The following is a 20,944-nucleotide window of genomic DNA, read 5'->3' as shown; positions in this document are numbered from 1 at the left end:
TAATGCCAGAAATTGAACCGCAGGATGTTTCTTTAAAATCGCTCGATGGCTTGCATCTGTGGCATGCGCCTATGTCGAGTTGTTCACAACGCGTGCGAATTACGCTTGCTGAACGCAATAAAGAATTCACAAGTCATGTGATTAATTTGGAAAAAGACGAACATGCTTCACCAGAATATCAGCTTATTCATCCAAAAGGCTTGGTTCCTGCGCTTGTCGATAATGGAAAGCTGTTTATTGAATCCATTGACATCATTAGTCATATCGCAGGCGATGAAAGCTCACTCGCCAAAATTGGTGCTTCCAAATTGTTGGAAATGGCAGATGAAGCGCAGCTTGATCTGAAGCTTTTGACATTTGAATTTTTGTTTCGAGCCGGACCGCCGCCATCGTCAGATGTTGTTGATGCTTTTCAGCGCTTACATAAAAATGAGTGGCTGCAGCAGTTCCGTAAAGATTTTGCAAAAGGTTTTGATAAACAGCGTATAGATGACGCAATTGCGCGAACAGATGCGGGCTTTCAATATCTGGAAAAGGCTTTGTCAGACGGGCGAGTGTTCTTGGAAGGCGATGAATTTACATTGAGTGATATTGCCTGGATGCCAAATGTGCATCGATTCAAGCTTATGGATTGGCCATTTGATAGAACTCCTCATCTGCAAAAGTGGTTTGCGCATATATCCAAGCGACCAAGCTATCGAGAAGCGTTGTTGAACTGGCAAGCGGAGCCTGCGATTGATGCCTTTAAGTCGTATACCAAACAAAGACAGGCAGACGGGACAGACATTCGATCTTTCCCACATTTTCAATCTTAGTACGATCTGAATTGAACACGTAAAAAAGCCAGATGACAAAAATATCATCTGGCTTTTTTGAATTCTATAAACCGGAATTATACAGCGTCGGTATATTCGCCGCGCGCTGGGTAGTTGTTTGCAATTGCAAAATCTAATGCACCAACAAGTTCTGAGAAATGCGGACGTGAGAATGGCATGGTTTGAACAGAGCCGTAATAAAGTGTTTGTTCAGGTGTTACCATGAACAGACCTGGCTCTGAGAATAATGCTGGTTCTTCAATACCAATTGATGTTTTGCCGCGAGATGTTGAGATATAAAGTCCCCATTCTTTGGCTTTTTTAAGATCCAGATCGTATGCAAAGCGTAATTTTTCAGCATTGATTTTGTCTGCCATTTGCTGAGTACGTTCTTGGCCATCTGAACTAATAGCAATTGTTGCTACGCCGCGTTCTGCAAAATCATCTACACGTTTTTCCAGTTCTGTAAGGTAATTTGCGCAAATTGGGCAGTGTAAACCGCGGTAGAAACAAATGATCGTCCCGCGTTCGCTGTTTTCGCTGCTTAGGTCAAACTGTCCGTGGCTGAGTGTAGGAAGCGACAATGACGGGGTTTTCTGGCGTGGAATTAGCATGTTTAAAGTCCTTGTTTTTGAATCTAAAAAAGACTATAGATCGAATTAATATAAGATATAGGCGAAAAAACTGATAGGAAATACTGAAATGACATCGTTGGATCGTCTCTCTGCACTTATGGAACGGTTTGAGTTAAAAGTGTCGCCGACAAGTTTTGATCAGGCCAATTTTGTCATTGTCCATTGCAAGGATAATGAATGGCCAAAGTGGCTTTATTTAACGCCCAAAGGGCACAAGCTTGAACCTGTATGTGATGAACAGGATGTTTCTTTTGCAGCTTTTGTGTCTTGGGGTGGCGAAAGCAATCCGTTTTTTTCTGCATTAAATGAGTTGGTTAAGCTGGAGATCGATAGCGAAAGCGATATTAGACCATTAATTGAAATGTTGTTGGCTGAGTATAACGCGCCGCGTTGTGGTTCAAGTTCAGTGTTGAGCCGTTTGAGTGAAATTCTTGTTGTTGGTTTGTTGCGCAAGCAAATTCAGCAAGGTGCCACAAGTATCAGCTTGCTCGGTGGTTTAGCTGATAAGAGATTGTCTCGCGCAATTGTTGCGGTGCATGATGCACCTGGCAAGATGTGGAGCAATGAAGAACTGGCAGAAATTGCTGGTCTTTCGATTAGTCGTTTTTCTGAAATCTTTAAAGATAAGGTTGGAGAGACCCCAGCAGCCTATATTCGTAAATGGCGATTAACACTCGCACGACAGGATTTGTCCCGCGGCGATCGGGTTCAAGAAGTTGCGCACAGATATTGTTATAATTCACCTGAAGCACTTAATCACGCGTTTAAACAGGCCTTTGGTGTGAACCCAAGCGCGATCCGTAATTCAGCTTAAATGGTGGTGATATTGGATTTTGAGTAAAACGGAATGGACATCACTTCCATCGCCTTGCTCAATAAAATAGCGTATTCATCCCGTGGGATATCAATTGCACCAAAGCGCATAAGGTGGTCAGTTGTGAATTGAGTGTCTAATAGTGTAAAATTCTTATTAATCATATGCTTGACAAGAAAAGCTAAACAAACTTTTGAAGCGTCAGTTTTTCTTGAAAACATGCTTTCACCAAAGAATGCTGAGCCTAGTGAGACGCCATATAAACCGCCCACTAGCTCGCCATCTTTCCAGGCTTCAACTGAATGCGCATGTCCGGTTAAGTGCAAGTCATGATAGAGTTTTAAGATCGTATCATTGATCCAAGTGGTGGGACGATCATCGGTTTCTTTAGCGCACTCTCTCATAACACGGGCAAAATCGGTGTTGATTTTGATCTCGTAAACACCGCGATTGATAACTTTTTTAAGGCTGCGTGGTGTATGAAATTGATCAAGCGGGATAATACCGCGTACCTCAGGGTCTACCCAAAATAGTTCAGGATCATCCGCAGATTCAGACATTGGGAACAAACCGCAGCTATATGCTTTCAGCAATATTTGCGGCGTCAGCATCATTTTATCAGTTTGTCTTGTCATGGAGTGAGGATAATCTTTGAAGCTCTAAAACTCAATCGCGGGCATAAAAAAGGCCGGAAAAAATCCGGCCTTATAGAATGTTATGACAGACGATTATTCATCATTTGCCAAAAACTTTTCAAGCCAGTGAATATCATAGTCACCATTTACGATGTCTTGATTTTCAAGCAGCTTGCTGAACAGTGGGATTGTTGTATTCACACCATCGACCACAAATTCATCAATCGCGCGGCGTAAACGCATCATACATTCGTTACGTGTACGACCATGTACGATGAGCTTTCCGATCAAACTGTCGTAATATGGCGGTATCTTATAACCCTGATACACACCTGAATCGACACGAACACCTAGACCACCTGGTGGGTGATAATGCGTGATTGTCCCAGGTGAAGGTACAAAGGTTTTTGAATCTTCCGCATTAATACGACATTCGATCGCGTGTCCTGTAAAGCTGATATCTTCTTGCTTTACGGAAATTGGTGCGCCAGATGCAATACGGATCTGCTCGTTTACAAGATCAATGCCTGTAATGGCTTCTGTGATTGGATGCTCAACTTGCAAACGCGTGTTCATTTCGATGAAATAAAACTCGCCGTTTTCGTACAAGAATTCAATTGTACCAGCACCGCGATAGTTCAGCTTGCGCATAGCGTCTGCACAGACTTCACCAATTTTCATGCGTTGCTCAACATTAAGGGCAGGGGAATTTGCTTCCTCCCAAACCTTTTGGTGACGTCGTTGTAATGAACAATCACGCTCGCCAAGGTGGATCGCACCACCTTTACCATCACCAAGAACCTGAATTTCAATGTGACGCGGTTTGGCTAGGTATTTTTCGATGTAAACCGCTTCATTACCAAATGCAGCACCAGCTTCCGTGCGCGCTGTTGAGAGCGCAATCGCAAGCTCTGAATCATCATTGGCAACCTTCATACCACGGCCACCGCCACCAGCTGTAGCTTTGATGATGACTGGGTAGCCGATGTCATTGGCGATTTTCTTCGCGTCAGCTTCGGTCTTAACTTCACCAGAAGAACCAGGAACAACCGGGATACCAAGATCTTCAGCAGTTGTTTTCGCTGTGATCTTATCACCCATGATATTGATGTGATCAGATGTTGGTCCGATAAAGACAATGCCGTGTGCTTCTAGAATTTCAGCAAATTTGGCATTCTCAGATAAGAAACCATATCCTGGATGCACAGCTTCAGCACCTGTGATTTCGCAGGCTGCAACAATCTGGTGGATGTTTAGATAGCTATCACGAGATGCTGGCGGTCCAATACAAACGCTTTCGTCTGCAAGGCGCACATGCATGGCATTGGCATCAGCTGTGGAGTGTACAGCGACAGTTTGAATGCCAAGCTCTTTACAAGCGCGCAGCACGCGAAGTGCAATCTCGCCACGGTTGGCTATGAGAACTTTTGAAAACATATTCGAAGGTCCTCGACTATTCGATGATGACAAGTGGATCACCAAACTCGACTGGTTGGCCGTCTTCAACCAACACTTCTACAACTTTACCAGACTTTGTAGCAGGAATTTGGTTCATTGTTTTCATTGCTTCAATGATCAGCAATGTTTGGCCTTCTTTCACTGCTTGGCCAACTTTAACAAAAGCATCTGATTCTGGTGAAGGTGCTAGATAAACTGTGCCAACCATTGGTGATGGTTCAGCTGCACTATTTGCCGCAGGTGCAGCCGCCGGAGCTGGAGCCGCAGCACTTACAGCTGCTGGCGCAGCAGCAACTGGTGCTGGTGCAGGAGCTGCGACAACTTGAGTTGCAGCTGTTGTTGCACGAGAAACACGCACACGGAAGTCATCTTGCTCAACTTCAATTTCAGTTAGGTCTGTTTCGTTTAGAATATTTGCCAAATCGCGGACCAGTGTTTGGTCGATATTCTTCTTTTTTGCTGTCATTGGAATTGCCTTTTAATTTACGAATTACGAATGTCGGCGAGTGCTTGTATCGCCAGTTTATAACTATTGGGACCAAATCCGCAAATGACACCGCGCGAAACTGGAGCGATCATCGACTTATGCCGAAACTCTTCGCGTGCATGCACATTTGATAAATGGATTTCAATCACCGGTGTAACGATAGAGCGGATAGCGTCATGCAGCGCAATTGAGGTGTGAGTGTAAGCGCCTGCGTTTAAAATAACGCCAAAAGCACCTTCATTTGCCTCATGCAACCAATCAACAAGTGTCCCTTCATGATTGGATTGTCGGAAATCAACTTCAAACTCTAAAGAATTGCCAGTATCACGGCACAATTGTCCGATGGAATCTAAAGATAGATCACCATAAATACCCGGTTCCCGTTTGCCCAACATATTCAGATTAGGACCGTTAAGAACAAATACCTTGTTTGACATTATTTTGCCCCGTAAAACTCTTGCCGTCCGTATACCCGCGTCAATGCAGGAATCAAAGCGTTTTGTCACAAAGATGTTACTTTTGTAACGAATTATTCGCTCATCAACTCAATTGGAGAGATCGTTACTTAAAATTCGTTAGAAAAACGTTTCTGCATTGTCTCATAACAGGACGAATCTCTCATCCTGTTTTTATAAGCATAGTTAATTTGAAAAGTTTACGAGCAAGTGGTCTCGCCACACAAACGTAGGTTTTTGACTTTAAGAAGCAATTCTGTAACGCCAACAGCGCCATAAACGGCCTCTTTACCAATGACATAAGATGGGGTGCCGTTGATGCCTAGCTCTTGCGCAAGCCCGTATGTGACGCTGACAGGATCGAGAAGTTTTTCATCTTCCAGAGCGGCATCAAGCGCTGCAATATCTACTCCTAAATCTTCAGCTACTTTCATAGCTTTTGATTTATTTGCACGGCCACCGTCGCCCAAAAGTGCCATATGAAAATCAGCGCCTTTTTCCGGTGCAATTTTAGACACAGCCATGCTCACACGTGCTGCATCTAAAGACTCTTCACCCAAAATTGGGAATTCCTTCAAAATGAATTTAACATTCTTATCAAGCGAGACAATTTCTTGCATATCGTTCATCGCGCGCTTGCAGAAACCGCAATTGTAATCGAAGAATTCAACGATTGTGACATCTGCATCGGGGTTTCCGATGATGACGTCATCTTTTGAATTGTATAAACGATCAGCCATGCCCGCGATCATTTCCTGCGTGCGAAGCTTTTCCTGCTCGGCCATTCGAACTTCAAGAGCAGCTTGCGCCTCAGCGATAATATCCGGGTTGGCAATAAGGTATTCTCGGATAAATTTCCCAATTTCCTCTTTTTCCAGATCATCAAGCGCATAAGTGTTTGATATAGTTAACAATCCGATAATGATTATCGCTGATAGCTTTAAAATAAGAGTTCGCATTGAAAATTCCTTTTGAATAAAATCGACCGCTTGAAATGGCTAATTGCCTACGGTTAGAATATCTTTTGCCCTTTGCCAGCTTGGTTTGCCGGGGACAAGTTTTTGCACTGCTCGTCCAGCAAAGACTTTTGCATCGCGGGTATTTCCCGCGCGAAAATGCCCTTCGGCCATTGCAAGTTCTGCTTCGCCTATATCACCAGCAAGCGCATGTGCGTTTGAAAGGGTGCGGTAAGCGTTGAAATTATTTGGATTTGTTTGCAGGCCAGCTCGTAATGCTGAAACTGCCTTTTTTGCGTTTGATCTATTACCAGTCGCAACATATGCAAAACCTAGTCGCGCTTTGATCAGACCAGACTTGCTACGATCAAGCTTAACCGCTGTTGAGAATGATTTAACTGCTTGATCTGCTTGACGAAGTTTCAATTGCACTTCGCCACGTAGCTCATAGAGATAAGCGTTTTTAGATTGATTTTTAATAAGCTGGCCGAGAATTTTCAGTGCGTCTCGTGATCTGCCTGCATTATCAAGCGCAATTGCACGACCATAAAGCGCTGGTATCGAGTTTGGAGATGACTTAAATAGCCTTTGTACCCCAGCTAAACCGCCTGCAAATGCGGCTATTTTAGCTCTCACCATATTATGACGCGTTTGCAGAGACTTGGGGTCTTTTTTGCTGAAATATGGGCTCTTTTTCGCACCTTCAGCTAATAGACTTATACGTTCTCGTGGTAATGGATGGCTTAATTTATATGGGTTTGGGCGAACACCAGCCAAAGCAAGCTGCTGAGCAAAACGGTCAAATGTAAGCAACATTCCATTTGCAGATTGTTTGGTTTTATTCAGGTATTTTAGCGCCGCATTATCCGCGTTTATCTCTTCACCACGTTTGTAGTTCAATATGCTACGCGTTGCCAGGGTAGGGGCTGCAGCAATGATTGCGCCACCTGTGGAACTTGCACCACTTGAATTTGATGTTGAGCCTGCAACCAAAGCGCCGGCACCAAGCAACATTCCGACAATGGCGAGGGTTTTGGAAGCATCAAGCTGTGCTCTTAGGCGTTCTTGGTGATTTCCCGCTAGATGACCTGCTTCGTGAGCGATGACACCAATAATTTCGTTCGGTGTTGCAGCTTGCACTATGGCGCCTGTGTTTATGAACACACGTCGACCAGAAACAAATGCGTTAAAACTATTGTCATTGACCAATACGATTTCTATGCCCTTGCTCTGCAGACCTGCTACCCGGAAGATAGGTGCGGCATAGTCTTTGAGCAAAGATTCGATTTCTGCGTCGCGCACAATGGCGATTTTGCGACCCTGAGCCATCGTGATTTGTGTGGACATCAAGTAACTAAAGATGGCGAATGCGCCAAAGAGAGATCGATAAAACCTATTTATTTGAAGCACTTGGTTCTCCATTTTGTGCATCAATGAACATGACGTAGTTATAATGCATTATGCGAAACAACATAGCATTTTTTCTTGCTCTGGATATCCATAAGCCGCTGAAAAACTACACATTATTGTGAGCCTTCAGAATAACGAGGGATTTGTATCTTGTGAAAGTGGAGGAAATCGGGCAGAGCTAGTGCAAAATTATCAATTGAGGTTTGTTTTGCGCGCGAAAAATATAGTCGAACCATTTTATGCAATGGATGTGTTGTCAGCGGCGATTAAAGCTGTGATGGACGGGCATCCGGTCATTTCAATGGCAACAGGTCAGCCATCTCATAAAGCGCCACAACGAGCCCTTGAAGCAGCCAAGAACGCGCTTGATCTTAAAACAATGGGATATACCGATGCAGTCGGGATCAGCTCTTTGCGTAAAGCTATCGCAGAACACTACAAGTCTTATTACGACGTGGACGTTGATCCTGAAAGGATTATGGTCACCAATGGCTCTTCGGCGGCATTTAATTTGGTATTTTTGAGCCTGTTTGAACCCGGGGCAACAATTGCTATCGCAAAGCCAGGATATCCTGCATATCGCAATATTTTAAAGGCACTACGGCTCAATTGCGTTGAAGTGCAATTAAGCGCGCAATCAAACTATACCTTAACACCGCAGGTGCTTGAGGATGCTGAGCGAAATGCGGGCGTTAAAATTGATGGAGTTTTGTTGGCAAGTCCAGCAAACCCCACAGGTACGGTAACGAGTGAAGCTGATTTAAAAACGTTGTCTGATTGGTGCGAGGCGAGGGAAACCGTTTTTATTTCAGATGAGATTTATCATGGCCTTACATTTGCTGGCCAAGAAACCACAGCAGCTTCTTTTACCGATAATGCTGTTATCATCAATTCATTTTCCAAGTATTATTGTATGACGGGTTGGCGCATAGGTTGGATGATTTTGCCTGAACATCTTATCCGCCCTGTCGAATGCCTGGCGCAAAGCATGTACATTTCAGCGCCAGAATTATCGCAGATTGTAGCTGAAATTGCATTGACTGAACGCGATGAACTGGACCAAGTTGTGCAAGGTTACCGGGCAAATCGTGATCTGTTGTTAAACGCTTTGCCACGCGTGGGGTTGCCGCTAAATTCACCTATGGATGGTGCATTTTACGCTTATGTGGACGTAAGTTCGCATTCCAATGACAGCATGGAATTTTCTAAAAAAATGCTCAATGACATCCATGTTGCAGCAGTACCTGGCCTTGATTTTGATGTCAAAGATGGTGCTAAATTTATGCGTTTTTCATATGCTGGATCACAAGAAGAGATCGCTGAAGCGGTTGATCGATTGGAAAACTGGTTAGGCTAAAAAACGAAAAGCCCGATCACAACGACCGGGCTATTTGTTGATTTTTCAGATGGGTTGACGCTTAGCCTTTAAAAGCTCTGCGCCACCAGCCTGTTTTCTTCGGTGAACCATCGCCATCACCATCACCTGACTGAGATGATGTCACAACCGGTTCAGTCGCAATTGCATCAAGATTAGTACGAGACTTGCGGCTCGGTTTTGCAGGCTCTTGACTAATTTCAGCATCTTGAGAGCTGACAGCTGCGGCAACAACAGTGCTTGGCTCAGGAGCTGTGTCTTTCAGCGTTTCAATCGCCTCATCATTGCTGGTTTTCTTGGTTCTACGACGACGCGGCTTTTTAGCAACTTCCTCGGAAGCTTCTTCGTTTGATGTTGCCTCAGCGGCAGCTGGTTCTGCACCTGTGTCAGTTGTTGGGCCGGCTTCTACAGTTGAACCGTTCTCTGGAGCAGGGTTTGCTTCAGTGATCACCTCCTCAGATGCACCAGATGCAAGCGTTTCTAACACGCCTTCACGATCCGTTGCTTCAGAAGCTGCATCTTCACGCTCGCGGTTTTTGCGACCGCCACGTTTTCCACGACGGCGACGCTTTTTCGGACGCGCATCATCGTCGTCTGATAATTGCTGCTCATTGTCACCATTTTGTGCGCTGTCTGAACTTGTTTCACCTTCATTTTCAGAAGATTGTTCATCCGATTGCTCTTCGTAGGACGCGTTGTTTTGATTGTCTTGTGAATTCCCGCGACCACGACGACGACGGCGACGACGCTTTTTACGTGGCTGTTCTTCTTCATCATTATCTACATCAGAATTTTCAATAACAATTTGGTCGGAAGTATCCATCATTTCTGAATCAGCTTCGCCATAAGACGATGCTGCGAGTTGCTCAGGGTCAACCTTTGCAGTTTTTGTGCTAACTGGGCCTTTTTCTACAAAGAAATCCTGACCTGTTATTGATGCATCAACGTTAAACGAAATTGTAACACCAAAACGCTGCTCAAGTTCGGTGAGTGTGTCACGTTTTTGATTTAAGATGTAAAGCGCGATGTCTGAATTTGATCTCACATTAACATCATTACGCGGGGTCTTAAGCAATTGCTCTTCGATAGCGCGTAGGACATGCAATGCAAGGGATGAATCCGATCGCACAAGACCACGGCCCTCACAATGTGGGCAAACAGCAGTTGTGCTTTCAAGAACACTGGCGCGGATGCGCTGGCGCGACATTTCCAATAAGCCAAAATGCGAGATACGACCAACTTGAATGCGCGCTCTATCATGTTTGAGGCAGTCTTTAAGGCGTTTTTCAACAGCTCGGTTATTGCGTTTCTCTTCCATATCGATGAAATCGATCACAACTAGTCCGGCTAAATCCCGTAATCTGAGTTGGCGAGAGACTTCTTCCGCAGCCTCGAGATTTGTTGCAAGAGCAGTGTCTTCAATTGAGCTTTCACGGGTTGAACGACCTGAGTTCACGTCAACTGCAACCAAAGCTTCTGTTTGGTTGATGATAAGATATCCGCCAGATTTTAAAGTCACTTGTGGTGACATCATCTGATCAAGTTGGGCTTCAATACCATTATTGACAAAGATCGGACGCGTCCCACGATAAGGTTGTACGACCTTGGCATGGCTTGGCATGAGCATTTTCATGAAGTCTTTCGCTTCACGATAGCCTTCTTCACCAGAAACAATCACTTCGCCAATATCTTTGTTGTAAAGATCGCGAACAGATCTTTTGATCAGGCTACCTTCCTCATAGACAAGGCAAGGTGCTGTTGAATTAAGCGTCAAATTACGGACATTTTCCCACAAACGCATGAGATATTCAAAGTCGCGACGAATTTCAGTTTTTGTTCGGCTTGCACCTGCAGTGCGTAGGATTACGCCCATACCTTGCGGCACTTCAAGCTCTCGTGCGACTTCTTTTAAGCGCTTGCGGTCCTGAACATTGGTGATTTTACGAGAAATCCCGCCACCGCGAGCCGTGTTCGGCATAAGAACTGAATAACGACCTGCCAAGGACATATAAGTCGTTAATGCTGCACCTTTATTGCCGCGCTCTTCTTTGACGATTTGCACAAGCAAGATTTGGCGGCGTTTGATCACTTCTTGTATACGATATTGTTTGCGTGTTTTACGCGGTGCAACAGGAACTTCTTCTAACGCATCATCTGAGCCGATATTTTCAACATTGGCATCATCGTCCTCATCGGATTCAGAATTATCTGTTTCGGCAATCTCAGGTTCAGCTTTTTTGGATTTACGCGAGCGAGATCTGCGACGCTTTTTAGGCTTTTCTTCGGTTTCTTCCGAGTTTGTATCGGCTGATTTCGCTTGTGCATCATCAGATGCTGGTTCAACGGGTTGGTCTTCTGTTGCCGCGTCAGACTCCTGATTCTCATCAGTTTTAACCTCTGCAGCATCGTTCTCGGATGCTTCTGATTCAGGTTGTTCTGGAGCGGGCTCAGAAATTTCATCGTCTGTTTCAACCATCGCAGCCATTGTGTCTGGCTTATCATCCGGTTTTTCCTCAGGCGAGGCGGCTTCTTCACTCTCCGTTGGGGTCGACGCATCTGAATTTTCAGTAGCTTCGCTTGGAGATTCAATTGCAGCTTGGGCTGCTGTGTCTACATCATCATTTGATGCTTCTGTTTTATGTTCTGTATCCGCAGTAACTTCAGCTTTTTTACGGCGAGTACGACGTTTTTTTGGTTTGGGTTTTTCCTCAGCTACAGCGTCATCTGTTTCATCACTTTTAACTTCTTCAGATGCTTCAGCAGCTTCATCTTTCGACACATCATCTTCAATATTTGATGTTGCATCATTTACGTCATCATCATTGTCGTCTTCAGCAGCCTCGGCAGCTTCTGCTTCGAGCAATGCTTGACGGTCAGCTAATGGGATTTGGTAATAATCAGGGTGGATTTCTGAGAAAGCGAGAAAACCATGACGATTTCCGCCATAGTCAACAAAAGCCGCCTGCAGCGAGGGTTCGACCCGCGTTACTTTTGCTAAATAGATGTTTCCGCGCAGCTGTTTTTTATGCTGCGATTCAAAATCAAATTCCTCTATCCGGTTTCCACGTACGACGACGACGCGTGTCTCTTCTTCGTGAGACGCGTCAATAAGCATTTTGTCTGCCATTGAATTGTTTGCTCCTCGGCACAATGTGCCCAACCGTCATTACCAGGAGGATCTAAGACCTCAAATGCATAATGGTTGGAGGGTTTTGTGCCGGATGTTGAACGCGGGCTTGGGGAAATACCGGTTAATGCACGAGCAGCGTCTAAAGGAGTGACATTTTTTATCACCGTCCTAATTGCGCCTGCTGGTGTTTGTATCATTAACATAAAAGGTTCAACGCCCGCATTTATACTCTAATTAGCTTTGTTGCATATGCAATTTGCATCGCTCACAAAGCCGATGACTTGGCCTCTTCTAAAGGCCGGTGATCAAAATCACCTTATTAAAACGGCGCATATTCGCCGATGTTTAAGCGGTTCAGCATCAAATTTAATGCGAACCGAATTCTTTCTCGTTTCATCTCAATACCTGCTTCAAATTCCTATTAATAGTTGGAATTTGGTCAAATATATCAGGCTTTTACTTATAAAAGACGTCGGGTGAATTGCTCATATCACTCGTCTGATTACCAGACAACTAGCGATAATTTATTGATTCTACCCCGTCGAAGTTCCACCTATGATCGTTGTAATCCTTAGATTACGATGTTGCAAGCATAAACAGTATTCAACCTTGCGCTTTGTGCGGGCGTTCATGCTTCGGGCCTTATATAATAGGCTTTTGTGGCATTTCAATTTTATTCAAAAACCATATTGCCTTGCATTTGCCGCCTTTATCTCAATAAACGGATGCAATACTTATATAATTTGTGATTCTATCAGGCGCTAAAGGGACGAATGTGCAAGTGATACTGAACAGACATAAAGGTTTATTGCGAACGCTTCTACTGTCGTTTGGTTTTGTTATGATACATATATTGTGGTCTGGCTCTGTCGTTAAGGCTCAGGAAACAACAAATATAGCCTATAGTGCACGCGTTGTCGGTGATAGTGAGCGCGCCCGTATTTTGGTTGATTTTAATAAAGAACCAAAATTTAAAATACGCTACCTGGCGCGTCCAAATCGTATTGTACTGGATCTTGATGACACTAAGCTTGCATTCGGTGATGATCAGCTTACGGCGAGAGGAATATTATCCGATATCCGCTATGGTATAATGTCTGAAGACAAGTCCCGCATCATTATATCTCTTGAAACACCTGCCGTTTTAGAAGATCAGCAATTACAAACACTTGAAGGTGATACCTATCGCCTCGTGATGGATATAAGCATCGCTGAGCAAGAAGATTTTGATGCTGTTCTTCAAGAGCAAGACTGGGAAATTGTCGAGGCCAGTGCTGAGGATGAAGAGAATGTTGAAAAGAGTAGCCGTATAAGGGTTTCTGAAAACAAGACGTCTGATAAATTTGTGTTGGTGCTGGATGCCGGACATGGCGGGATTGATGGCGGCGCTGAAGGGCGCAATGGTGCAATTGAAAAAGATATCACGCTTGGCTTTGTCCAAGACCTTCAAGCTGCATTTGAAGACATAGATGATGTTGAAATTTTGCTGACACGAGACAGCGATACTTTCATGTCACTATCAGCACGTGTGCAAATTGCTCGAGAAGCAGAAGCAGATTTATTGATATCAATACATGCAGATTCCATTCGTCAAAGATCATTGCGTGGCGCGTCTATTTATACATTGTCACGGGAGGCTTCGGATGACTTTGCATCAAATCTTGCAGATTCTGAAAACCTGACTGACGTTCTTGCAGGTCTTCATATTGAAGATGTGCCAGATGATGTGACCGGAATTTTGGTAGACCTTGCCCGACGTGAAACCCAAGGATTTTCGGATGTGATGGCTGATCGCATTGTTGAAGATTTTAAAGGGCAAATTCGGTTGATTAATAATCCTCATAGACGCGCTGGTTTTCGCGTATTGCTTGCACCAGATGTGCCGTCGGTACTCATCGAATTAGGCTTTTTGTCTAATTTGACAGATGAGAAGCTTTTAACCGATCCCGATTGGCGTCAAAAGACGAGCAAATTACTCGCAAAATCGATTTCTGAGTATCAAGAAGCTATATTGCTTGACCGAAAATGACCTTTTTCACGATATTTCGTTCAAAACGCAATAAAACTTGTTATTTCTGTTTAACTATTCCGGAAGTCAGTGCTTTACTCTAATTGGTTGAATTAGTAGTGTGTTTTCTAAAATTATAATAAAACACAAAGTGAAGTTAAATGGCTCAGCCGCGGTCTGTCATTCAAACAAGTTTTAAGTCACTCCGACCAACTTATATTGGTGTGGGTCTGTTAAGCTTGGTAATTAATCTGCTAATGCTTACCGGCCCTTTATATATGTTGCAGATATATGATCGTGTGTTAGCTAGTGGGTCTGTTCCAACACTTCTGGTTATCTCTGGTTTTGCGCTTGGTATGTTCATATTTTATGGCGTGCTGGAGGGATTAAGACAGCGTATTTTAGCGCGAGTTGGATCTTGGCTTGACGCTAAACTCACGTCTTCAGTTTTTGATCTCTCGACCGTTCTTCCACTTGTGTTGGGTCCGGAAGCGTCAAAAGTTAGGCCAATAAAAGACTTAGACACTATTCGCAGCTTTATGGCAGGGCCGGGACCTTCTGCGATGTTTGATATACCTTGGCTGCCAGTCTATTTGGGGATTGTATATTTATTTCATCCAGTTTTGGGAAATATAGCACTTGCTGGTGTCATCATCATTTTTGTTCTGATTTTACTGAAAGAATACGTATCGAGCAAACCTGCAAAGGATCTTGTTGTTGCGTCAGCTGAACGGCATCGCTTGATTGAACATGGTCGCTCCAATGCCGAAGTTATTCAGGCTATGGGAATGATGAAGGCCCTTAAGTCGCGATGGGAAAATAAAAACAATTTGTTTTTAACTGCATCACAAAACACTGCCGATAGTGGGGCAAATTTTGGCTCCACCGTAAAAACCATCCGCATGGTCTTGCAATCAGCAATGCTTGGTGTGGGGGCTTACTTTGCAATTCTTCAAGAAATCTCGCCGGGTGTGATGATTGCAGCATCTATTATGACCACACGGGCATTCGCACCTGTTGAGCAGGCTATTGGGCAGTGGCCTTTATTTGTCAGTGCGCGTCAGGCTCGTAACCGGCTAAATGATCTTTTATCTATGCGTCAACTCAATGATGACGTTATGGATTTGCCTATTCCATCCAAGACACTCAAGATTACTAATTTATCTTGTGGGCCTGCTGGATCAAAAAAAGTCATTGTACAAAATGTGTCGTTTGAATTGTCGGCAGGTGATGGGTTGGGAATTATTGGTCCGTCTGGTTCGGGAAAATCTACTCTTGCACGCGCATTGGTGGGCGTAACCGCTATAGCAAGGGGATCTGTCAGGTTTGATGGCTCTAAACTTGATCAGTGGGACATGTCCCGCTGGGGCGACATTATTGGCTATTTGCCTCAGGATATTCAGCTTTTTGATGGAACCGTGTCTGAAAATATTTCTCGTTTTTCGCTAGATGCTGATGCGGATAAAGTGCGAGAGGCTGCGAGTCTTGCCAATGTGCATGAGCTGATTACCGCGCTCCCGGATGGTTATAATACTGTGATTGGAAAGTCTGGTTTTGCAATGTCTGCTGGTCAGCAACAGCGAATTGCTCTGGCACGTGCAATTTATGATAAACCATTTCTGGTCGTTTTGGATGAGCCGAATTCTAACCTAGATTCAGATGGCGAACATGCACTCACCAACGCAATTGTGGAATTGCGCAAAGCTGGGTCAATTGTCATAGTCATTGCGCATCGACCCAGTGCGATAGCAGCAGTTGATAAAATCTTGATGGTTGATAAGGGTATGGCAAAAGCCTTTGGTCCGAAGACCGATGTGATGGCAAAAGTTGTTGCCCCAGTTCCAAATCAAAAAGGGGCTTAGAGATGGCATCTACCTCCCAATTCAAATCCAGCCTTCGCAAACATATGTTTATAAGTCTTGCTGTCGTCGGCTTATTAATCGGAGGCATTGGTTCATGGGCATATCTGACCGAAATCAGCGGTGCGGTGGTTGCATCGGGCAATGTTGTTGTTGAAACAAATACACGACAAGTGCAGCACCAAGAGGGCGGCATTGTAAAATCGATCTTTGTTAAAAATGGCGATGTGATTGAAGCTGGGGATTTGTTAATTCGTTTAGATGATACAATTTCAAGCGCAAATTTGTCTGTTGTTAAAAAACTGCTTATTGATTTGTACGCTCAGGAAGCTCGTTTACTCGCTGAACAGCAAGGAGCAGATAATGTAAATTTTGCAACAAATGATTTTGATATTAATGCACAAAAGAAAGTTCGTGATAGCCAAGTTGGTCTGTTTAATGCACGTCGAAACAGTTTAAATGGCAAACGCCAGCAATTACGCGAGCAAATTATACAGTTTGAAAGTAAAATTAGAGGTCTTGAAGCACAGCGAGAAGCAAAGCTTGCTGAGACACAAATTGTTGAGGATGAACTTGCCAATCTTGACGATCTTTTGGGGCAACAATTGGTTTCTGCAAGCAGAGTCGCGCTGCTTAACCGCGATATTGTAAAACTTCGTGGTGAAATTGGCGGATTTACTTCGGAAATTGCGCAAACAAAAGAATCCATTAGTGAGCGTAATATTCAGATTTTGCAGTTGGACGAAGAGTTTCTTGCAAGTGTTTTAGAAGAAATTCAGGATGTAAGAACACAGATTGGACGACTTGAAGAACAAAAAATTGCCGCTGAGGATCAGCTTAGACGTGTTGATATTATCGCACCATTAGGCGGGTTTGTGCATAATTTGTCTGTTACAACTATTGGCGGCGTTTTGGGCCCGCGTGATGTTGCAATGTCTATTGTACCGAAGGATGATCTGTTGGTTGTAGAGGCGCAGGTTCAACCCATAAATATTGATCAGATATCTGCAGATCAAGTTGCGCGAATTCGATTGCCTAGTTTTGATCAAAGAACGACGCCAGAGCTCAATGCAAAGGTTGAGACAATTTCAGCCGATTTGTTGCGAGATGAAGCGACCGGCGCACAATATTATAAAGTTCGATTGAAAATATCAGAATCTGAGCTTGGTAAATTGCAAGGTAAATCGCTTGTTCCAGGAATGCCGGTTGAAACATTTATCCAAACCGATGAACGCACGGTTATGTCCTATTTACTTAAACCAATACGGGATCAGATTTCTCATGCGATGAGAGAGCGATAACACCTTTATACAGTCGTTTTTTTGCGTCTAAAAATCTGTCCGATAAAATTCTTTAGAAACGGGATTTGGCTGATGATCAATAGGATATTCAGCGCTAGCAAAATAGCTGCGCCAGGACGGGTAAAGAACACACTTATATCTCCATCAGAGATGAGCAGCGAACGGCGGAAGGTTTCATCAAACAAGCCACCTAAAATGACGCCAATCACTAATGGTGCCACCGGATAATGCATGGCATTCATTGCATAAGCGATGATTCCGACACCTGCCATCAAAAACAGATCATTGATCCCACCACCCACACTAAACGAACCAATTGTGGTGAGAACCATCACAACAGGTAGGAAGATGGTTTTTGGGATACGCAAGATTGTGACGAATATGCGTGCTGTGAAAAGGCCCATTAAGAACATTGTAAAAGATGCGAGCACGAGCACTGCAACGACATGCATAATGACGGCCGGGTCAATTGTGGGCCCCGGGATCACATTGTTGATTTTAAGCGCACCTAAAAGCGCAGCGGCAGGTGGTGAGCCTGGAATACCCAAAACTAATAACGGAATAAGCGCGCCGCCGATGGCAGCGTTATTGGCAGCTTCTGCAGATATCAAACCATCAACTGAGCCTTTGCCAAATTCTTCACTGTTTTTGGACGCGGCTTTGCCCACACCATAAGACACCCAACCTGCTACATCTTCGCCAACGCCGGGCAGAGCACCAACGCCCGTGCCAATGCCGCCGCTTCTTAAGATCACGGGCATGCGTTTGGTGATTTCTTTCAGCTCAGGTCGGATGCGTTGGAGTTTGGGTGCTTTTGCCAAGTTTGCAGCAGCGCGCATGCCATCCATGATCTGCGGGATTGCAAAAGCACCCATTAAGACTGGAACAACCTGAAAGCCTGACAATAGGTAGGACCAGTCGAAGGTATATCGTGTTTCGGATAAGATAGGGTCGAGACCAACCATCGCCATCGCAAGCCCAATGAGGCCGGATATCCAGCCTTTAATCACAAGGTCTTGAGACATTAAGGTTCCAGATAAGAGAATACCGAAAAGTGCCAGCAAAGCTTTTTCAGGGGAGGCGATGTTCTGCGAGATGAGCAGTAAAAGCCATACGAAGATTAAGAGGCAGAATGTGCCAAATAGCGTGCCAATGAAGGATGCTGTGGTGGTAATGCCAAGCGCTGATGCGCCTTTGCCCGCCTTGGTAAGTGGATAGCCATCCATCGCGGTGGCTGCAGATGCGGCGGTGCCGGGAATATTGAGTAAGATGGATGGATAGGAGCCGCCATAAATTGCGCCAACATAAGCACCAATTAATGCGATCAATGCTTGATCAAGCGGGAATTTATTGCCGAAAAAACCGGTGAGAATAGTTACAGCAAGCGTTGCTGTTAATCCGGGCAGGGCGCCAAATACGATACCTAAGAACACTGCAGGTATTAAATATGCATAGGTGATCGGGTCGAGAATGAGCCCGACAAATGAAGAACCAAATCCGGCAAGCTGGGTGAGCACAAAATCCATCTTATTGTCCCTGCCAAATTGGTTTGATCGTTACAAAATAGTGATATTCAATATGTGAGAAGATGAGGCCCTGACGATTTGGCACATTCTGGCGAAAACCAAAGGCCATTGCGCAGACTAAAATTGTTGGCACGAGAATTGAGATCACTGGCGTAAATTTGACGATATTATCTAACTTCTTTGCTCTGCGTTCTTTGATGAACATGATCAATGTTAATGCTGCAAATACCGCAAGTGTGACCCAATCGTCGTCATGCGGTTTTGTCCATTCACTACGAGGGAAATGTGCGACCAACGCGTAAATGGATGCAATTGCCATTGCAGCAATGCTCGTTAACATGGATTTTTGATCACCTTTATGAAAGCCCCAAATGAGGCATGTGATCATTAACGCTGAGCCGATAATGAAATCAATGCGTGGTACTAAACCGAAAATATATAAAAGCAAAATTGCAGACACGCTTGTGATGCGTATTGTTTCTTCTTTGGTAAAACCGATTCCAGCCAGAGATAATGCGCGATGCGCACCACCGTCTCTAATTGAAATAAACAACAAGACGATTGATAAAGCCAACATTGCATAGAAGATACCATAGGGTACAAGTGCTGCTGAATTATACCATTCAGCAGCATCTACACCCGCGGACTTGGTGTCGAAGAATGGTATGTCAGTGGTTTTGTAGATGAAAAAGACCGAAGTCGCCATTAGGATCAACGAGGTCCAAAAATCTCGGGCTCTAAGAACGGTTTTATCTTCCATGATAATCGCTTTTTTAGTTGTTATATAAAGTGCTACTGGCTGATCAAATTGACCAGCCAGCAACGTTCCGGGGTGGAATTATGATATCGAATTAAGGTTTTGCGATACCAAGAGTTGACGGATCAACTTTCGCTGCACCAAGATCCCAAAGTGTCCATGCAAATGTGCTTTCAAGCTTTGAGAAGATTGCAGATGCTTCTGCACCGGATTTGCCTGATACGTCATAGTTGTTTGCTTTCGCCCATTCAGCAACAACGTCAGATGCCACAGCTTTATCAAACGCGGCTGTGATGGCAGCTTTTGCTTCATCCGGAGCTGACGCATGCAACGCAAAACCGATGGCTTGTTTCAATGGAAGATATTTGTCCAAGCCATCATAGCTGGAAAACGCTGATGGAATGGTTTGACCATTAAAATCAGCAGCTTCTGGTGTCAGCATTGCCAAAGGCTTTAGTTTGCCACCTGCAATGAGTGGTGCTTGTTCAGCCAAAGATGTCACAACAAGTGCAACTTCGCCCGCAATAGCAGCTTCTTGACCAGGTGCAGACCCTTTGTAAGGTACGAATTTGAACTTTGCGCCTGAACCATTTTCGATCGCGAGTAGATTGAGGTGGTGGATTGAACCAGAACCTGAAGCCGCTGCAGGAATAGAATTTGGTGCAGCTTTTGCAGCATCAACCAATTCTTCTAGTGTGTTGTATGGTGAATTCGCTGGCACTGAGATCAGATCTGGTGAACCACCAACGATGAATGGATGCCAGAACTCAAATTTCTTGTCCCAACCACCTTGGACAGCGGCTGTCACATTTGATTCAGACAGACCAACCATTGTGTAACCATCATCTGGTTGGTTCATAACATAAACCATGCCGTTTGAACCAGCGACACCACCTGTTTGATTGATCACTGAAATGCCGACGGGTAGGTGCTTTTCCATTTCAGCCATGATCATGCGGTTGATCGAGTCTGTTCCGCCGCCTGCACCCCAAACAACAGCAGTTGTGATGTCGCGGAATGGATATTCTGCTGACATAGAAACGCTGCCCATTCCAAACGTGATCGCCGCCGCAGCTGCGAGTTTCAATACTTTATTTTTCATGTGTTCCTCCTAAATTCAATATTGGTTTTTAAATTACGTATACATTAATAAATAAATTGTCAAATTTATTAATGGGTAAATTTTTGGAGGTGAATTTGAACGAAAGCCTATGCCCGACTGTAAATGCGCTCTAGCGCTTAAATAGTTGTAGTTATCGCGCTTTACTTGCGTGGAAATATTGCATTTGAAAGATAAAACTGCATTGTATTTGCAGATAAAGG

The 20,944-nt window shown here is 44.3% G+C and carries 18 protein-coding genes; 7 read left to right on the top strand and 11 right to left on the bottom strand.

The genetic code is table 11. The features are described from left to right. Positions 1-2: 2 nt before the first annotated feature. Complete coding sequence (locus tag ACZ1GZ_RS12605) at positions 3-815, top strand: glutathione S-transferase family protein (protein ID WP_472665227.1); 813 nt, start codon at positions 3-5, stop codon at positions 813-815. Between the two features lie 77 nt (positions 816-892). On the opposite strand, the gene ACZ1GZ_RS12600 is transcribed toward ACZ1GZ_RS12605, so the two are convergent. Then, a complete protein-coding gene (locus ACZ1GZ_RS12600; RefSeq protein ID WP_472665226.1) occupies positions 893-1,429 on the bottom strand; it encodes a peroxiredoxin-like family protein in 537 nt (178 codons plus the stop codon). An 88-nt stretch (positions 1,430-1,517) separates the two neighbouring features. Here ACZ1GZ_RS12600 and ACZ1GZ_RS12595 point away from each other — a divergent pair, with 88 nt between their 5' ends. Further along, positions 1,518-2,264 carry a helix-turn-helix transcriptional regulator gene (locus tag ACZ1GZ_RS12595; RefSeq protein ID WP_472665225.1) on the top strand — a complete coding sequence of 249 codons (747 nt, stop codon included), beginning with the start codon at positions 1,518-1,520 and terminating at the stop codon, positions 2,262-2,264. Here ACZ1GZ_RS12595 and aat read toward each other — a convergent pair. The 6 genes from aat to ACZ1GZ_RS12565 form a co-directional block, all read right to left on the bottom strand. Then, a complete protein-coding gene (gene aat, locus ACZ1GZ_RS12590) occupies positions 2,261-2,899 on the bottom strand; it encodes a leucyl/phenylalanyl-tRNA--protein transferase (RefSeq protein WP_472665224.1) in 639 nt (212 codons plus the stop codon). The two genes, ACZ1GZ_RS12595 and aat, sit on opposite strands and share 4 nt — an antisense overlap. A gap of 93 nt (positions 2,900-2,992) precedes the next feature. Next, positions 2,993-4,336, bottom strand: a complete 1,344-nt coding sequence (accC, locus tag ACZ1GZ_RS12585; RefSeq protein ID WP_472665223.1) for an acetyl-CoA carboxylase biotin carboxylase subunit — start codon at positions 4,334-4,336, stop codon at positions 2,993-2,995. Positions 4,337-4,352: 16 nt separating this feature from the next. Further along, on the bottom strand, positions 4,353-4,823 hold the full coding sequence (gene accB, locus ACZ1GZ_RS12580) for an acetyl-CoA carboxylase biotin carboxyl carrier protein (RefSeq protein ID WP_472665222.1): 471 nt from the start codon (positions 4,821-4,823) through the stop codon (positions 4,353-4,355). Between the two features lie 17 nt (positions 4,824-4,840). Next, a complete protein-coding gene (aroQ, locus tag ACZ1GZ_RS12575; protein WP_472665221.1) occupies positions 4,841-5,281 on the bottom strand; it encodes a type II 3-dehydroquinate dehydratase in 441 nt (146 codons plus the stop codon). A 218-nt stretch (positions 5,282-5,499) separates the two neighbouring features. Next, a complete protein-coding gene (locus tag ACZ1GZ_RS12570; RefSeq protein WP_472665220.1) occupies positions 5,500-6,258 on the bottom strand; it encodes a DsbA family protein in 759 nt (252 codons plus the stop codon). Positions 6,259-6,297: 39 nt separating this feature from the next. Further along, on the bottom strand, positions 6,298-7,602 hold the full coding sequence (locus ACZ1GZ_RS12565; protein ID WP_472665219.1) for a M48 family metalloprotease: 1,305 nt from the start codon (positions 7,600-7,602) through the stop codon (positions 6,298-6,300). Positions 7,603-7,909: 307 nt separating this feature from the next. Between ACZ1GZ_RS12565 and ACZ1GZ_RS12560 the strand changes: the two genes are divergently transcribed. After that, entirely contained in the window at positions 7,910-9,022 is a 1,113-nt protein-coding gene (locus ACZ1GZ_RS12560; protein ID WP_472668300.1) for a pyridoxal phosphate-dependent aminotransferase, read from the top strand. A gap of 61 nt (positions 9,023-9,083) precedes the next feature. On the opposite strand, the gene ACZ1GZ_RS12555 is transcribed toward ACZ1GZ_RS12560, so the two are convergent. After that, positions 9,084-12,167 (bottom strand): Rne/Rng family ribonuclease, encoded by a 3,084-nt coding sequence (locus ACZ1GZ_RS12555; RefSeq protein WP_472665218.1) that lies wholly within the window; start codon positions 12,165-12,167, stop codon positions 9,084-9,086. 87 nt (positions 12,168-12,254) lie between these two features. On the opposite strand from ACZ1GZ_RS12555, the gene ACZ1GZ_RS12550 reads away from it, so the two are divergent. The 4 genes from ACZ1GZ_RS12550 (at position 12,255) to ACZ1GZ_RS12535 (ending at position 17,338) form a co-directional block, all read left to right on the top strand. Next, the gene (locus ACZ1GZ_RS12550; protein WP_472665217.1) at positions 12,255-12,404 is read left to right on the top strand and encodes a hypothetical protein; all 150 of its coding nucleotides are present in this window, start codon (positions 12,255-12,257) and stop codon (positions 12,402-12,404) included. Positions 12,405-13,011: 607 nt separating this feature from the next. After that, the gene (locus tag ACZ1GZ_RS12545) at positions 13,012-14,199 is read left to right on the top strand and encodes an N-acetylmuramoyl-L-alanine amidase (protein ID WP_472665216.1); all 1,188 of its coding nucleotides are present in this window, start codon (positions 13,012-13,014) and stop codon (positions 14,197-14,199) included. 140 nt (positions 14,200-14,339) lie between these two features. Continuing rightward, positions 14,340-16,040, top strand: a complete 1,701-nt coding sequence (locus ACZ1GZ_RS12540; protein WP_472665215.1) for a type I secretion system permease/ATPase — start codon at positions 14,340-14,342, stop codon at positions 16,038-16,040. 2 nt (positions 16,041-16,042) lie between these two features. Continuing rightward, positions 16,043-17,338, top strand: a complete 1,296-nt coding sequence (locus ACZ1GZ_RS12535; RefSeq protein WP_472665214.1) for an HlyD family type I secretion periplasmic adaptor subunit — start codon at positions 16,043-16,045, stop codon at positions 17,336-17,338. 5 nt (positions 17,339-17,343) lie between these two features. Here the strand turns inward: ACZ1GZ_RS12535 and ACZ1GZ_RS12530 are convergent, their stop codons facing one another. The 3 genes from ACZ1GZ_RS12530 to ACZ1GZ_RS12520 form a co-directional block, all read right to left on the bottom strand. After that, positions 17,344-18,864 carry a tripartite tricarboxylate transporter permease gene (locus ACZ1GZ_RS12530; protein WP_472665213.1) on the bottom strand — a complete coding sequence of 507 codons (1,521 nt, stop codon included), beginning with the start codon at positions 18,862-18,864 and terminating at the stop codon, positions 17,344-17,346. 1 nt (position 18,865) lies between these two features. Then, a complete protein-coding gene (locus ACZ1GZ_RS12525) occupies positions 18,866-19,624 on the bottom strand; it encodes a hypothetical protein (RefSeq protein WP_472665212.1) in 759 nt (252 codons plus the stop codon). Between the two features lie 91 nt (positions 19,625-19,715). Beyond that, a complete protein-coding gene (locus tag ACZ1GZ_RS12520) occupies positions 19,716-20,723 on the bottom strand; it encodes a tripartite tricarboxylate transporter substrate binding protein (RefSeq protein WP_472665211.1) in 1,008 nt (335 codons plus the stop codon). Between the last annotated feature and the right edge of the window lie 221 nt (positions 20,724-20,944).

It is taken from the genome of Lentilitoribacter sp. JB5-8 (assembly GCF_055693385.1).
Note: the sequence above shows the minus strand (reverse complement) of the source record. Positions and strands in the feature narration are given on the sequence as shown.

Coding starts and splice junctions, on each gene's coding strand:
- ACZ1GZ_RS12605 (WP_472665227.1), top strand. CDS start 3: ATGCCAGAAATTGAACCGCAGGATGTTTCTTTAAAATCGCTCGATGGC.
- ACZ1GZ_RS12600 (WP_472665226.1), bottom strand. CDS start 1,429: ATGCTAATTCCACGCCAGAAAACCCCGTCATTGTCGCTTCCTACACTC.
- ACZ1GZ_RS12595 (WP_472665225.1), top strand. CDS start 1,518: ATGACATCGTTGGATCGTCTCTCTGCACTTATGGAACGGTTTGAGTTA.
- aat (WP_472665224.1), bottom strand. CDS start 2,899: ATGACAAGACAAACTGATAAAATGATGCTGACGCCGCAAATATTGCTG.
- accC (WP_472665223.1), bottom strand. CDS start 4,336: ATGTTTTCAAAAGTTCTCATAGCCAACCGTGGCGAGATTGCACTTCGC.
- accB (WP_472665222.1), bottom strand. CDS start 4,823: ATGACAGCAAAAAAGAAGAATATCGACCAAACACTGGTCCGCGATTTG.
- aroQ (WP_472665221.1), bottom strand. CDS start 5,281: ATGTCAAACAAGGTATTTGTTCTTAACGGTCCTAATCTGAATATGTTG.
- ACZ1GZ_RS12570 (WP_472665220.1), bottom strand. CDS start 6,258: ATGCGAACTCTTATTTTAAAGCTATCAGCGATAATCATTATCGGATTG.
- ACZ1GZ_RS12565 (WP_472665219.1), bottom strand. CDS start 7,602: ATGTCCACACAAATCACGATGGCTCAGGGTCGCAAAATCGCCATTGTG.
- ACZ1GZ_RS12560 (WP_472668300.1), top strand. CDS start 7,910: ATGGATGTGTTGTCAGCGGCGATTAAAGCTGTGATGGACGGGCATCCG.
- ACZ1GZ_RS12555 (WP_472665218.1), bottom strand. CDS start 12,167: ATGGCAGACAAAATGCTTATTGACGCGTCTCACGAAGAAGAGACACGC.
- ACZ1GZ_RS12545 (WP_472665216.1), top strand. CDS start 13,012: ATGATACATATATTGTGGTCTGGCTCTGTCGTTAAGGCTCAGGAAACA.
- ACZ1GZ_RS12540 (WP_472665215.1), top strand. CDS start 14,340: ATGGCTCAGCCGCGGTCTGTCATTCAAACAAGTTTTAAGTCACTCCGA.
- ACZ1GZ_RS12535 (WP_472665214.1), top strand. CDS start 16,043: ATGGCATCTACCTCCCAATTCAAATCCAGCCTTCGCAAACATATGTTT.
- ACZ1GZ_RS12530 (WP_472665213.1), bottom strand. CDS start 18,864: ATGGATTTTGTGCTCACCCAGCTTGCCGGATTTGGTTCTTCATTTGTC.
- ACZ1GZ_RS12525 (WP_472665212.1), bottom strand. CDS start 19,624: ATGGAAGATAAAACCGTTCTTAGAGCCCGAGATTTTTGGACCTCGTTG.
- ACZ1GZ_RS12520 (WP_472665211.1), bottom strand. CDS start 20,723: ATGAAAAATAAAGTATTGAAACTCGCAGCTGCGGCGGCGATCACGTTT.